The organism is Gloeothece verrucosa PCC 7822 (genome assembly GCF_000147335.1).
Classification (GTDB): domain Bacteria; phylum Cyanobacteriota; class Cyanobacteriia; order Cyanobacteriales; family Microcystaceae; genus Gloeothece; species Gloeothece verrucosa.
Genome location: NC_014501.1, coordinates 4,351,921 through 4,364,374 on the forward strand (window position 1 = coordinate 4,351,921; position 12,454 = coordinate 4,364,374).

The 12,454-nt window shown below is 39.8% G+C and carries 11 protein-coding genes; 6 read left to right on the forward strand and 5 right to left on the reverse strand.

What is annotated here, in order from left to right:
- The first annotated feature begins 156 nt into the window (after positions 1–156).
- On the forward strand, positions 157–2,610 hold the full coding sequence (locus CYAN7822_RS19300) for an exonuclease domain-containing protein (RefSeq protein ID WP_013323939.1): 2,454 nt from the start codon (positions 157–159) through the stop codon (positions 2,608–2,610).
- Between the two features lie 121 nt (positions 2,611–2,731).
- Here the strand turns inward: CYAN7822_RS19300 and CYAN7822_RS19305 are convergent, their stop codons facing one another.
- Together CYAN7822_RS19305 and ribD are read right to left on the reverse strand one after the other, a co-directional pair.
- The gene (locus CYAN7822_RS19305; RefSeq protein ID WP_013323940.1) at positions 2,732–3,643 is read right to left on the reverse strand and encodes an SPFH domain-containing protein; all 912 of its coding nucleotides are present in this window, start codon (positions 3,641–3,643) and stop codon (positions 2,732–2,734) included.
- Between the two features lie 122 nt (positions 3,644–3,765).
- Complete coding sequence (gene ribD, locus CYAN7822_RS19310; RefSeq protein ID WP_013323941.1) at positions 3,766–4,875, reverse strand: bifunctional diaminohydroxyphosphoribosylaminopyrimidine deaminase/5-amino-6-(5-phosphoribosylamino)uracil reductase RibD; 1,110 nt, start codon at positions 4,873–4,875, stop codon at positions 3,766–3,768.
- A gap of 278 nt (positions 4,876–5,153) precedes the next feature.
- On the opposite strand from ribD, the gene CYAN7822_RS19315 reads away from it, so the two are divergent.
- Positions 5,154–6,725: an ammonium transporter gene (locus tag CYAN7822_RS19315; protein ID WP_083786878.1), complete on the forward strand. Its 1,572-nt coding sequence runs from the start codon at positions 5,154–5,156 to the stop codon at positions 6,723–6,725.
- Between the two features lie 42 nt (positions 6,726–6,767).
- Here CYAN7822_RS19315 and CYAN7822_RS19320 read toward each other — a convergent pair whose 3' ends face one another.
- Positions 6,768–7,892 (reverse strand): ATP-binding response regulator, encoded by a 1,125-nt coding sequence (locus CYAN7822_RS19320; protein ID WP_013323943.1) that lies wholly within the window; start codon positions 7,890–7,892, stop codon positions 6,768–6,770.
- A gap of 459 nt (positions 7,893–8,351) precedes the next feature.
- Between CYAN7822_RS19320 and CYAN7822_RS19325 the strand changes: the two genes are divergently transcribed.
- On the forward strand, positions 8,352–9,533 hold the full coding sequence (locus CYAN7822_RS19325; RefSeq protein WP_013323944.1) for a SpoIID/LytB domain-containing protein: 1,182 nt from the start codon (positions 8,352–8,354) through the stop codon (positions 9,531–9,533).
- 33 nt (positions 9,534–9,566) lie between these two features.
- On the opposite strand, the gene CYAN7822_RS19330 is transcribed toward CYAN7822_RS19325, so the two are convergent.
- On the reverse strand, positions 9,567–10,874 hold the full coding sequence (locus CYAN7822_RS19330; RefSeq protein ID WP_013323945.1) for an RNA-guided endonuclease InsQ/TnpB family protein: 1,308 nt from the start codon (positions 10,872–10,874) through the stop codon (positions 9,567–9,569).
- A 158-nt stretch (positions 10,875–11,032) separates the two neighbouring features.
- Between CYAN7822_RS19330 and CYAN7822_RS19335 the strand changes: the two genes are divergently transcribed.
- Positions 11,033–11,485, forward strand: a complete 453-nt coding sequence (locus CYAN7822_RS19335; protein WP_013323946.1) for a DUF29 domain-containing protein — start codon at positions 11,033–11,035, stop codon at positions 11,483–11,485.
- 63 nt (positions 11,486–11,548) lie between these two features.
- Here CYAN7822_RS19335 and CYAN7822_RS19340 read toward each other — a convergent pair whose 3' ends face one another.
- Positions 11,549–11,701 (reverse strand): hypothetical protein, encoded by a 153-nt coding sequence (locus CYAN7822_RS19340; RefSeq protein ID WP_157871828.1) that lies wholly within the window; start codon positions 11,699–11,701, stop codon positions 11,549–11,551.
- A 188-nt stretch (positions 11,702–11,889) separates the two neighbouring features.
- On the opposite strand from CYAN7822_RS19340, the gene CYAN7822_RS19345 reads away from it, so the two are divergent.
- Together CYAN7822_RS19345 and CYAN7822_RS19350 are read left to right on the forward strand one after the other, a co-directional pair.
- Complete coding sequence (locus CYAN7822_RS19345; protein WP_013323947.1) at positions 11,890–12,087, forward strand: DNA-binding protein; 198 nt, start codon at positions 11,890–11,892, stop codon at positions 12,085–12,087.
- Positions 12,084–12,275 (forward strand): Fic family protein, encoded by a 192-nt coding sequence (locus CYAN7822_RS19350; protein ID WP_013323948.1) that lies wholly within the window; start codon positions 12,084–12,086, stop codon positions 12,273–12,275. Before CYAN7822_RS19345 ends, CYAN7822_RS19350 begins: the two co-directional genes overlap by 4 nt.
- Positions 12,276–12,454 lie beyond the last annotated feature (179 nt).

Here is a 12,454-nt window from a genome sequence, read left to right on the forward strand (position 1 = left end):
ATTTCCCCAGAATTTTTGATCATTACAATAGATAGAGAACAACCCGCCCCCTATAGGGTGGGTTTATCTTATATTACTCAAGCAAAACTTTTACTTATAGCATCTCTATTGGCAGTTAGGACATTCGTAAATTTTTGACCCTTCCACAAGAAGTCTATGGACCTTATAAAAAATTTTATTGTTATTGATACAGAAGGAAGAGATCAGCTTAGAGAAATTGCCATTATTAACGCTGAGGGAGAATTAATTTATGAGGCTTTTTCTCAAGAAGATCCCAATTATTATGGTAGGCGGCTCAAGTCTAAACCTTTGGTAGATATTCTCGCAGATTTTCAAAAAATCGCCTCAGAAAAGGTCATTATTTGTCATAATGCTAATCATGATATTCAAGTTTTAAAAAATAGTTTTAAAAAAGTTAGTATAGACTGGCAAAACTTAAACTTTCAATGTAGCCTAGAATTGGCGAAAAATAGCTTTCCGAACTTACCGAGTTATTCTCTAGAATACCTAAGTAAACAGTTGGGACTTAAAGTCAACCACAAATATTTTAACCCTCAACAAGCCCATGCGGCTAGATATGATGCCGAATTTACCTATCAATTGTATCGAAAAATAATGGACAAAAAAAATCCTTTCACTTTAGCCAATAAACCCAATCCTTTTGGGAGTAATCGCGTTGACAATCCTTTTCAAACTCATCCCGATTTAAAAAGTATTTATCAGGGGGAATTTGCCAGACTTAAATCCACCATTACTGATATTAAGTATGATGAGAATCACCAAAGCAAAGGAGTGGTCATTATTGGTGAACCCGGCAGTGGGAAAACTCACTTAATTATGCGGCTGGCACAAGAATTATTAAAAATTAACCGATTATTATTTATTAGATCGCCGAATAATCCTAACTCCGTTCTTTATCATACTTATAGCCAAATTTTACAATCCTTTGTTCAACCAGTACCGGGGACAGATTATACTCAATTTGAACATTTATTAGCTCATAGTTTTGTTAAACTCATTAGCCGCAGTACCATTATAAAACTGACTCAAAAAGACATTGATATTCAAAAGACTGTCAAAGATAACCCCCTCAATTTATACAAACAACTAGGAGGAGAAGGAACGCAAAAAAAACGAGAATTCTGGGATCACATCAAAAAAAGAATTTTAGATTGGTGGCTGAATGAATGGGGAGCTAGTGGTTATTATTTACAAATTTTGACAGGAATAATTGAATTTTGTCGATACACAGACCCGAAAAGAAGAAATTTAGCCGCTCGTTGGTTAGCCGCCGAAGAATTATCAGAAAGTGCGGCTCAATTAATCGGACTAGAAAACTGGAATGATGAAATTAGTAAAGAAGAATTTTCCTTGCAAGCCATTTCAGTATTTAGTAAGCTTTCCTTGTTAGATGAACCCTTAATTATTGTCTTCGATCAATTGGAAAGTTTAGGCTATGAACATCGTCGAGAATTATTGCTGAATTTTGGAGAAGCTGTTAAAGAAATGTTTACACACGTTCCTAATAGTTTAATTATTTTAAACTTATTTCCGGAGCGATGGCAACAGTTTCAATATATTTTTGATGGGGCAGTTGTTGGTCGAGTATCGCAACAGCAGATTTATTTACAATCTCCTTCTCAGGAACAAATAAAAGACATTCTCAAAATAAAATTAGAAGCGGCTGGCATTGACTTAAATGTAAATTCTTTATTTGCTCCCGAAGAATTAGAAGATATTCTCCAGCAAAAATCTATTCGGATGGTTTTAAATCGGGCAGCCGACTATTATAATTATAAAGTTCGTCAGATTCCCGTCGCATCACCTCCCATCATTGATGACGTTATTCCGCCTGTTTCATTAGCCGTAGAACAAAGACTAAAAAAATTAGAAAAAGAGTTTATTCAGTTTAAAAATAGCTGGCAAGAAGTTGTTCATCAAATAGGCAGTTTAGAGGCAAAAATTGAAGAACTACAGCAGAAGTTCAAAAACGGAAATCAAACAACAGTTGACACCCCCATTTTTATTCCACCGCCTCACCCTGATGAGGACAAGATTAGAACCTACCTAGTCAAACAAAAAGAAATACTAGAAAGAGAGTATAATGAAATTCAATTTATCAATGATAATGATGACTTAGGAAAATTGACCTTTATCAGTGAAGCTTTTGAAAAAATTAGTCAATTTGACATGGAGCAACTGAGATTAGGGACTAAAAAAATTCCTGAACATTTAGTTATCAAGAAGCCTAAAGAGAGCATTTGTATAGCATTTTTACAGGTTGAGGGAAGTTCATTTACCGCTAGAATCAGCAACTTTAACCAATTAGTAAACAGCCACAAAAACATTCAATTTATCCTCTGGAGAGATGTAAGACAGCCGAATATTAACGGTAAAGTAGGTAAACAACAGATTGCCATCCTGAATAGTTTTAAAAATGGGGAATTTCGTCCGATGGAAAAAGAAGACAGAATCCACTTTGAACTCATTTATAAACTCATCATAGATATTGAAAACCGAGATTTTGAGGTTCATTTAGAGGAAGCCTTAAAGCGGCTCTCGGAGATCCCTAACACTTGGCTCATTCAATTATTAGGAATTAGAGAATAGCCCCGACAGCTACTTACTTAATAAATTAGGTCTTTTACTCGAAAAATTCTCTGTATTTATCGGGGGAGAATAATTTCAAATAAACCCTTGTGCAAGAAATATAGTCAAGAAAAAATATTAATTATTTAGGAGGATTATTAGAAGACTGGTCAAAGTTAGGGATAATAATATTCCCTTGAGAAGCATTCCCTAAGCCCAGATAAATTTTAGCATTAGGAGAAGTCCCAATTTTTTCAGTTGCTTCAATAGACTTTAATTGTAACATAGCAGGAGTAAGCCCGCGAGAAATAAGCTTTTGTGCTTCCATTTCTGCCTTAGCTTTAATCAGTCGAGCATCAGCCTCTCCTTGAGCTTGAATCCGTTGGCGTTGAGCTTCTTGACGGGTTTTTTCCAACTCAAATTTCATTTGTTCGCTCTGCTGTTGAATTTTAATCTTTTGATTGAAAGCTTCTTGAACATCTGGAGGCAGTACAATTTCTCGAATCAGTGCTTCTTCTACTACAAAACCCAAAGAATCTAAATTTTCTTCAAGCCGCTTTTGCAATTGATAAGCCAATTCTCGGCGTTTTGCCGAGACCATTTCTTCCAGGGGATATTGAGCGGTAATTTCCCGAGTCAGAGAACGAAAACGAGAGATTAAAACATCATTATTATTCAAGCCTAATTTTTCATAGACAGTCATCACCTTGTCCGGATTAAGACGATATTGTAAGCTCACTTCCACATCAAACTTTAATCCTTCTTTAGAACTGGCTTCGATTTTTTCTTTAATATCTTGAATCCGAGTAGAAATTAAGCTCACCTGGTTAAAAGGATTGACCAAATTCAAGCCCGGTTTAAGAATTTGAGGAGTAACCACGCCTTCCCCTTCCAAAATGCCCACATGGCCGACGGGAATAATAATTAAACTGCGTAAAATCACCGGAACTATTATGATGCCAAAAATCAAGAGAAAAACGAGGGCGGATGATTTTCCCAAGTTAGGTAATTTTACGGCATCAAACTTAACTTTTGTTGGGTTGGAGTTATCCATAAATTGAGGTTTAAATGTTGGTTACTTCTAATATACCCAAGGAAAATTAACAACAAATTAAAAGGGATATTGACTCAGGAAATATCCTCTGATTTATGTCCATAGTTTTACTGAGAAATTTTTTAAGACATTGGTAAATAACCCTCAATAACAAAATCATTATCTACTCTCTGAAGTGCCACCCTTTGCAACTGTAAAGCATTACTCATCTTGTCTAATCCTAAATCCCCCACTGGCGAGGGAGCAGATTCTCCGCCAATAATTTTCGGTGCAATAAAGGCCATAACCTTTTGTACCATTCCTTCAGTAATAGCACTAGCCGCCAAAGTCCCGCCGCATTCCCATAATACAGAGCAAAAACCCCGTTGATAAAGATGCTGCATCACCTGAGTTGGGGTTAAGACTTCCAACTCGATGACCTCCACCTTACGTTTTAACAACTGCTTTTGCAACGGGGGGTTAATTCCCTCCTCGGTAAACACCACAGTAGGCACCTTATCGGTTTCCCAAAGATTAGCCTCAAGGGGTAAATTTAAACTACGACTCATCACCACCCTCAAAGGATTATGGGAAGACACCCCATGAGTAGTTAAATGAGGGTTATCCTGACGTACCGTATTCCCTCCGATAATTACCGCATCACAAGCGGCTCTGAGTTGATGGACGATACGGCGGGAAGCTTCCCCAGTTACCCAAGCACTATGGCCCGAAGTCGCCGCAATTTTACCATCAAGCGTCATTGCATATTTGAGAATTCCAAAAGGTCTTTGATACAAAACCCGATGGATAAAGCCCTCATTTAAGCGGCGGCAAGCCTCTTCTTCTATGCCGGCTACCACCTCAATACCTGCTTCAGTTAAGCGTTCAATACCCTTTCCAGATACACGAGGGTCCGGATCGATCATGCCCACCATTACCTTAGCAATTCCTGCCTTAATCAGGGCTTCTGTACAGGGAGGAGTGCGTCCATAATGATTACAAGGTTCTAAATTAATATAGATCGTTGCGCCCTTTGCCTTTTCTGCTGCAACTGATAGGGCAAATACCTCCGCATGAGGCTGCCCCGCACCTGGGTGAAAACCCTCTCCGACGATTTCTTGCTCACGGACAATCACCGCCCCCACCATCGGATTAGGAGACGTTGCCCCAAGGGCCTTACGCGCTAGGGTAATACAGCGTTGCATCATTTCACGATCAAAAGCAGAAGCTTGAAATTCTGATGAGGTGTTCATCTCTGTAAACTGTAAACCATCAACAATAATTTACATAATATTCACAAAACTTTTTCCCTATTCCGACTAAACAGTATGATTTGTTACAGAAAAAAGCTTTAAAAACCATAAAAATCTTGGCGACTATACTATCTCAAGTGACCTTGTAACAAAGCATAGAGTTAACTTGAGGAACGCTTAGACAAAATCTATAATGTTGAGATCTTAAGACAAAATTTGCTCAGAGGGCAGCCTGTGAACTTTGATGAATCGCCTATATCTTGGTAGAAGCTATATCTATGTCTAGACAAAGCATAACTCAAACAAAAAAACCCAAAAATAGGAAACAATTGTATCTGTCAGATGGGCCCAAGACGAAAGAGAAAGCGCCTTATCTAGAACCTTTTAAATTCATAGCGAGATTATTCTCGCCCTATTGGTTAGCTTGTATTCCTTTATCGGCGATTATAATCGTTGTTTGGCATACGGCTGTAGCGGCTCAAAATAATGTAGAAATTACCGTTCAAGGGACTTCTGAGGTAGCCAATTTACAAGGTTATCTCAATATGATTTGGGTGTTAATCGCCGCAATTTTAGTCATTTTCATGAATGCTGGTTTCTGTATGTTAGAAACCGGCTTATGTCGTCAAAAGAATGCCGTTAATATTCTGGCAAAAAACCTGATCGTATTTGCCCTAGCCAGTATTGCCTATTGGATGATCGGCTATTCTTTAATGTTTGGTCAAGGTAACCCTTTTATAGGGGCAGGCGGCTGGTTCTTAAGCGGCACGTCAGAAACCTATGGTCTAAAACCCTTTCCAGAGGGGTTACCCGTTCCTGTTCATTTCCTTTTCCAAGTTGCCTTTGCCGGAACAGCCGCCACCATTGTATCCGGGGCGGTAGCTGAACGGATTAAGTTTGTGGACTTTTTGATCTTCAGTTTGGTGCTGACTGGCATTTCTTACCCCATTACCGGACACTGGGCTTGGGGAGGCGGCTGGCTAGGAACGTTAGGATTTAAAGATTTTGCCGGTTCTACAGTGGTTCACCTGGTGGGAGGCTGTGCGGCTTTAACGGGTGCGGCGATTCTTGGCCCTAGACTGGGAAAATATAATAGTGATGGTCGCATTAATGCTATGCCGGGGCACAATTTAGGCATTGCGACGTTAGGCTGTTTAATTCTCTGGATAGGCTGGTTTGGCTTTAACCCGGGTTCAGAATTAGCCGTCAATCAAGCCGTTCCCTACATTGCTGTTACCACAAACCTAGCCGGTGCAGCCGGTGGTATTGCGGCTACGGTAACCTCTTGGTTGAAAGATGGTAAGCCTGACCTGAGTATGATTATTAATGGTATTCTGGCCGGATTAGTCGCCATTACCGCAGGCTGTAACCTTGTTTCCTACTGGGGAGCAGTAGCCATTGGCATCATCGCCGGGATTATCGTTGTCTACGCGGTTTCCTTGTTCGATAACCTTAAAATTGATGACCCAGTGGGTGCTGTTTCTGTTCACTTAGTTAATGGAATTTGGGGCACTCTGGCCGTAGGAATTTTTGCTGATCCCAATATTCCCATTGCTCCCTCTGAAGGCGCAGTGGCCGGATTATTTCACGGCAATTTTTCCCTGATCATTACTCAAATTATTGGGATCGTTTCTGTCGCTGCCTTTACCCTCATCTTAAGCGCTATAGTTTGGATGGCCCTTAAATCTACTTTAGGAATTCGAGTTGGTCAAGATGAAGAAATGGAAGGTTTAGATGTGGGCGAACACGGCATGGAAGCTTATAGTGGCTTTGTTAAAGAAACTGATTTCCTCATGGGGAGTCCCTCTGGGGGGATGAGTGGAGAGGTGCGCTCTAGCTCAGAAATTTAACCTAGTGGTGGGCGGAGTTTTTTAATCCGCCTCTGGCTTCGATTATTCTTCCTTGAGCGGCAAACAAACCCTAAATAAGCTACCCTGACCTAAGAGAGACTCAACTTCGATCGTTCCTTGATGAGTTTCCACAATTTGACGGGATAGATGCAAACCTAAGCCGCTACCGGCACGTCGATGATTTCCTGAGCGAAAACGATTAAAAAGCCTTTTTTGCTCCTCTGGTGAAATGCCAAAACCCGTGTCTTCAACCGTAAAAACTACCCATTTTTGAGGATAATTGCCACGAAAAGTTATATTATTAAGCCGCACAATGATATAACCTTCGTCAGTAAATTTAATAGCATTTCCGATCAGATTAGTGAACAATCGATGTAATTCTAAGCGATCACCGGTGACAGTGGTCTTCACATTTTCCTGTAGTTCATACTTCAGTAATAGGCCTTTTTCTTGAGCCAGAGGCTTTAATTCTTCCATCACTTCTTGAGCTAACTCTTTCAGGTCAACTGCACTAAAACTTAAAATCTTACGATCAGCTTCATAGCGATACACCTCTAACAAATTGTTCACCAATTCCAACAAATTCCGGTTACTACGAGTCATGGTGATGACCGCCTCTTTCATCTCCTCGGACATTGAGCCAAAAGTCCCATCTTGAAACAACGTCAGCATTCGATCAGCCGCCACTAAAGGGGTTCTTAAATCATGAGTCAGACGCGAGACAAAATCTTCCCGCATTCTGAGCATTTGTTCCTGTTTATCTACGCTATGTTTGAGCCGCAGCAGTGAGCGGACTCTAGCCAACAATTCATCTACATCAACCGGTTTACGGATAAAATCATCCGCACCGGCATCTAACCCTTTCACCGCACTGGGTTGATCGTAAGCGGTAATTAATAAAATCGGAATAAAAGGTAGATTCTCATTAGCTCTTATGCGGCGAGTCACTTCAAAACCATCCATTTTAGGCATCATGACATCCAGCAAGATTAACTTGGGTAAACTTTCCTGAATTCGATTGAGAGCCGCTAATCCATCTTGAGCTAAGACCACCTTCAGCCCTTGTTCTTCTAAAATTGTTTGAATAAGAAATAAGTTATCGGGCGAATCATCAACCACTAAAATTTGATCTTCCTGTTCAGTTTGCTTAACAAATGAATAATTCATGATTCTATATGTATCAATTAAGTATTTTCAACAATAGATTAATAGAGCAAAAACCTATCAAGTTTTGGCAGAAATCGGATTTAAGGTTAAAGGCTCACCCTGAAATAATTTTAATGAAAATAGGGCCTTGCTAAAAATTTTATCAAACTTATCGTAATTAATATAAGGTTTAACAAACTCCTCTAATCTAGTCTTATTTTAACAGTTTTTACAGAGCAATAAAATTTAGCCAGAATCTTCAAGGTAGGCAGCTTAGCCTTTTACCTGAGAAACTTGACTTAACCAAGTTAAAATTAGCAGTCAGTGAGAAAGCCTTGTCAGGGTTACAATTCTAGAGAAATACAATAAGATCAATGGCTTTGACAACCATCTGAGGACAGATCATGCTATGGTTAAAAAGCAAACGCACCTGGGTCAACCTAGGAAACAGATGAGGAGTGAAAAGGGTCTCATTAGCAGATGATCAGTAAATTGCCTCTACATAAAATTGTCAAGGGAATCGGTAATTGGACTGTTCCGATTATCTCAGTCTGTGCCTTTGTGCCGATTGTCATGATTTACTTATCTTCGAGTGAATCCTCCACTGTTAAATTACCACCGCCTAATCAATTACCTCCTCTGTCGCAAATTCCCTCGCCCACGAAAAAATGGGAACAACCGAGAGAGGAAAGTTCAGCCGCCTCCTCTTCGGCATTACAACCCCCCACTTTAATACAGAAGTCACCCCAACCGACTCCAGAAAAGATTAAAAAAGCCGAACAACCCAAGGCGAAACCCCCGACAGCAACCCCTCCAGAACCCGAAAAAAAGGAAAAACCAAAACCGCCTCAACAAGAATCCTTTTCCTCACAAGCTTCGGCCCAAACGGTAGTTAATCGTCGTGCCAGTTTACCCCCTGCGCCGCCCAATTATGCCGCGCCCAAATTGGAAATACGAGTGGCTGTGATGACTGATGCGGGTAGTACAAATGTTGGCACTTCTAGCACGGCCTCAATTGTGGACCGAAACGGAAATGTGCTGAAAACCCTTTCTCCAGGCCAAGGGTTGGGGGTCTATCCTAGCGGTTCTTCTTTAAATATGGGAGATTGGCAACTGCCTGGGGTAGTATTTATTCAACCTTCTGCGGGCGGATTAGTTTATCTCGGCGATCGCTGGTATCGGGGCAAAATGTTATTAGTGTCTCAGGGAAGTAGTATTTTAGCGGTGAATTATGTCGATATCGAAGAATATCTCTACAGTGTGGTGGGAAGTGAGATGCACTCCACAGCACCGATGGAGGCTTTAAAAGCCCAAGCTATTGCGGCACGTTCTTATGCTTTGGTTCATATTATTCGCCCTGCTAGTCCCTGGTTTCATTTAGGGAATACTCAACGTTGGCAGGTTTATAAAGGGGTGATCAGTGAATATAATACTTCCCAACAAGCGGTCAATGCCACAGCCGGACAAATCCTCAGTTATAAAGGAGGGATCGTTGAGTCTCTTTATGCGGCTACTGATGATATTGTTGCCAGGGCGCATGGAGGACGGGGAATGAGTCAAATAGGGGCTTATGGGTTAGCCAATGATGGCTATGATCATCAAGAAATCCTCGGTCATTATTATCCGGGCGTGGGGTTAGCGCGTTTAATTTTACAGCATTGACATACTCACCCCCATAGAACGGGGGTGATTCTCTCATACTTGCGTGTCAGAGATTCCTGTTTCAACGAGACAGCTTAAATGTTCAACATCTCTGTTAAACACCCAGAGGCCGGACTCTTGGCAGGCGTTGGGGAGGCAGTGCGGTCTTGGGGTCTCCCCAAGTAGAGCAACTGCCGTGTCGGTTTGCGTATGTCCTACGCTACCGTTGAGATATGCTCCCAAGTATTTCAACCCTTTTTTAAGAATGTTGATTGCTGCATTATAATCTCTGTCTAAAACAGTTTCACAACTGGGACATTGATGAGTTCGAGTGCTTAAAGTTTTCTCAACCTTCGCACCACAACACGAGCAATCAACAGTTGTGAAATGTGGAGGTACAGCGATGCACGTTATTTTGTGTACCTTAGCAAAATAGTTGACCCACTGGGTGAACTGATACCAAGAAGCATCGCTGATACTCTTTGCCAATTTATGGTTTTTAACCATATTTGACACCTTTAAAGACTCATAGACGACCAGATCATGAGATTGGACTAACGCCAAAGCATCCTTGATTGCTTTGTCTTTACGTTGTCTAGATACTTTTAAGTGTAGTTTAGCTACCTTTTTTCTTTGTTTATGGTAGTTATTGGACTGTTTCTTTTTGCCTTTACAAAAACGCTTAGATAGCTTTCTTTGTGCTTTCTTTAAACGTTTTTCGGATTTTCTTAAATAACGGGGATTTTCTACAGTATTACCGTTACTGTCGGTATAGAACTCTTTAAGTCCTAAATCTATCCCTGTTATTCTACCCGTGAATTCGTGTTTCTCTTCTCTTGAGTAGTCAATCAAGAATTGACAATAGTAGCCATCTGCTCGTCTTACTACCCTAACTCGCTTAATTTGCTGTTCCGAGTAATAAACAAGAGTTTTATTGCTGCACCACAGGTCAAATGTGCCGGCTTTAAATCCATCAGTAAAAGTAATTTTTCTTCTATCATCAGAAAGTTTATAGCCAGTTACCTTGTATTCAACTGAGCGTGTATGCTTTTTGAATTTAGGAAAACCTTTCTTTTTAACAGATGAGTTGCGACAGTTGGTATAAAACCTTGATATAGCCTGCCATGCTCTATCTGCACTTGATTGACGTGCTTGAGAGTTTAACTTGTTTGCCCAAGGCGTTGTCTTGTCTGAAGCTAAAACAGAACAATATTTTTGAAGGTCATTTCTAGTAGTACCTTTATTATCTATCCAATATCTAACGCATTTATTTCTGATGAATTGTGCTGTTAATATAGCTTCATCAAGTCTAGAGTATTGTTCAGACGTTCCGTTTTTTAGTTTAGCTTCGACAACTAGCATTTGTTTATCCTCGACCTTGGACTATTTTAGTTTAACACAATTTACCCGTTTTTGCTAGAATTAAAACAAAAGCCGCCGATCGGCGGGCGGGGCTTTAAACCCAAACTTTCGGTAAAATGTTTACTATGGGTTCATTGATGACTAGCGATTGAGTGAAAATGGTTAATCTTTATGAAAGAGATTTTTATGCTTGGACACAAGAGCAAGTGGAGTTACTTCGCCATCAACAATGGCAGAAATTGGATTTAGCTAATTTGATAGAGGAGATTGAATCTTTGGGGAGACAACAGCGTCAAGAACTCCGAAATCGTCTTAGTATTTTGATGGGACATTTATTGAAGTGGGAATATCAACCTGATAAGCGGAGCCGCAGTTGGTTAGCTACTATTCGGATTCAACGGATTGATATAAAAGATTTACTTGAAGATAATCCTAGTTTAAAACCTTTTTTAACTGAGGCGATGGAGAAAGCTTATGGAAAAAGTCGAGAGTTAGCTGTCAGTGAAACTAATTTATCTTATCAGACTTTTCCCTTGGAGTGTCCTTATGGTTTTGAACAAATTTTAGATGAGGCGTTTTATCCAGGGGAAACCGATTTTGATTTTGAGTGATTGGGTTTTTTGAGATCTACCTCAATGATTTCGTTATAGTGCGTAAGTCCTAATATTGTATTTTTAAAGCAGGTTATTTTTTATTCTCCTAATAACCCTCCTATATAATTGATTGGTAAAATACTGTTGGAGTAAGTCTTTTCCTGCTTCTCCCATGCGTCGTAATTCTTGCTCTATCTGCTTTATGGCAATCGGTAAAGGCGCTCGTTTGCCCATTCTCCCATCGGTTTACCGTTTGAAAGGCTACCCCTAATAACTGAGCTTTGATTTAGCCGATATTTCTAGTTTTTAATTTCATAGATTAGGGCTGACAAAAGATTAAAAGATTGCCATTTAGTTAAGGGTTTTTGAGAGAATAATTAATTTACACTATAATATTCTAAACCATAAACCGATAAAAAACTATGTCTAACCTAACCATTCAAATTCCCGACGAAAAACTAGACCAACTAGAAGAACTTGCGAGAGCGCAAGGATTAACTTTAGAGCAACTCTTGATCGCTAAAATCGACGATTGGTTAACCGAAAATCCACCTGACTTCAATCAAGCTGTCAACTACGTCCTAACTAAAAATACAGAACTTTATAAACGTTTAGCATGACTCGTTATCTCACTCAACCTGAAGTTCTTCAGCTTCATGAACTACTCATACAACAATGGGGAGGAATGACCGGACTACGAGATCATGGCGCATTAGAATCAGCCCTAGCACAACCTCGAATGACTTTTGGGTCAGAAGATTTATATCCCACCTTTGATTATGGGTTTTATCTTCTCGCCATGTCCTAACTTTAATGCGTAGTGCTGTAGTGCGTAAGTCCTAATCATATCTAATGATAATTGTTAAAAATCTTGTATTTTTAAAGCAGGTTATTTTTTATTCTCCTAAAATTATGAAAGTATGAATTAGCAGTCCTTTCGGAAAGCGGCTAATTTAAATTTTACTTATTTGAGTAATCAGCTATTTT

Coding starts and splice junctions, on each gene's coding strand:
- CYAN7822_RS19330 (WP_013323945.1), bottom strand. CDS start 10,874: ATGCTAGTTGTCGAAGCTAAACTAAAAAACGGAACGTCTGAACAATAC.
- CYAN7822_RS19305 (WP_013323940.1), bottom strand. CDS start 3,643: ATGGATAACTCCAACCCAACAAAAGTTAAGTTTGATGCCGTAAAATTA.
- CYAN7822_RS19300 (WP_013323939.1), top strand. CDS start 157: ATGGACCTTATAAAAAATTTTATTGTTATTGATACAGAAGGAAGAGAT.
- CYAN7822_RS19315 (WP_083786878.1), top strand. CDS start 5,154: ATGTCTAGACAAAGCATAACTCAAACAAAAAAACCCAAAAATAGGAAA.
- CYAN7822_RS19340 (WP_157871828.1), bottom strand. CDS start 11,701: ATGGGCAAACGAGCGCCTTTACCGATTGCCATAAAGCAGATAGAGCAA.
- CYAN7822_RS19325 (WP_013323944.1), top strand. CDS start 8,352: ATGATCAGTAAATTGCCTCTACATAAAATTGTCAAGGGAATCGGTAAT.
- ribD (WP_013323941.1), bottom strand. CDS start 4,875: ATGAACACCTCATCAGAATTTCAAGCTTCTGCTTTTGATCGTGAAATG.
- CYAN7822_RS19320 (WP_013323943.1), bottom strand. CDS start 7,892: ATGAATTATTCATTTGTTAAGCAAACTGAACAGGAAGATCAAATTTTA.
- CYAN7822_RS19335 (WP_013323946.1), top strand. CDS start 11,033: ATGGTTAATCTTTATGAAAGAGATTTTTATGCTTGGACACAAGAGCAA.
- CYAN7822_RS19350 (WP_013323948.1), top strand. CDS start 12,084: ATGACTCGTTATCTCACTCAACCTGAAGTTCTTCAGCTTCATGAACTA.
- CYAN7822_RS19345 (WP_013323947.1), top strand. CDS start 11,890: ATGTCTAACCTAACCATTCAAATTCCCGACGAAAAACTAGACCAACTA.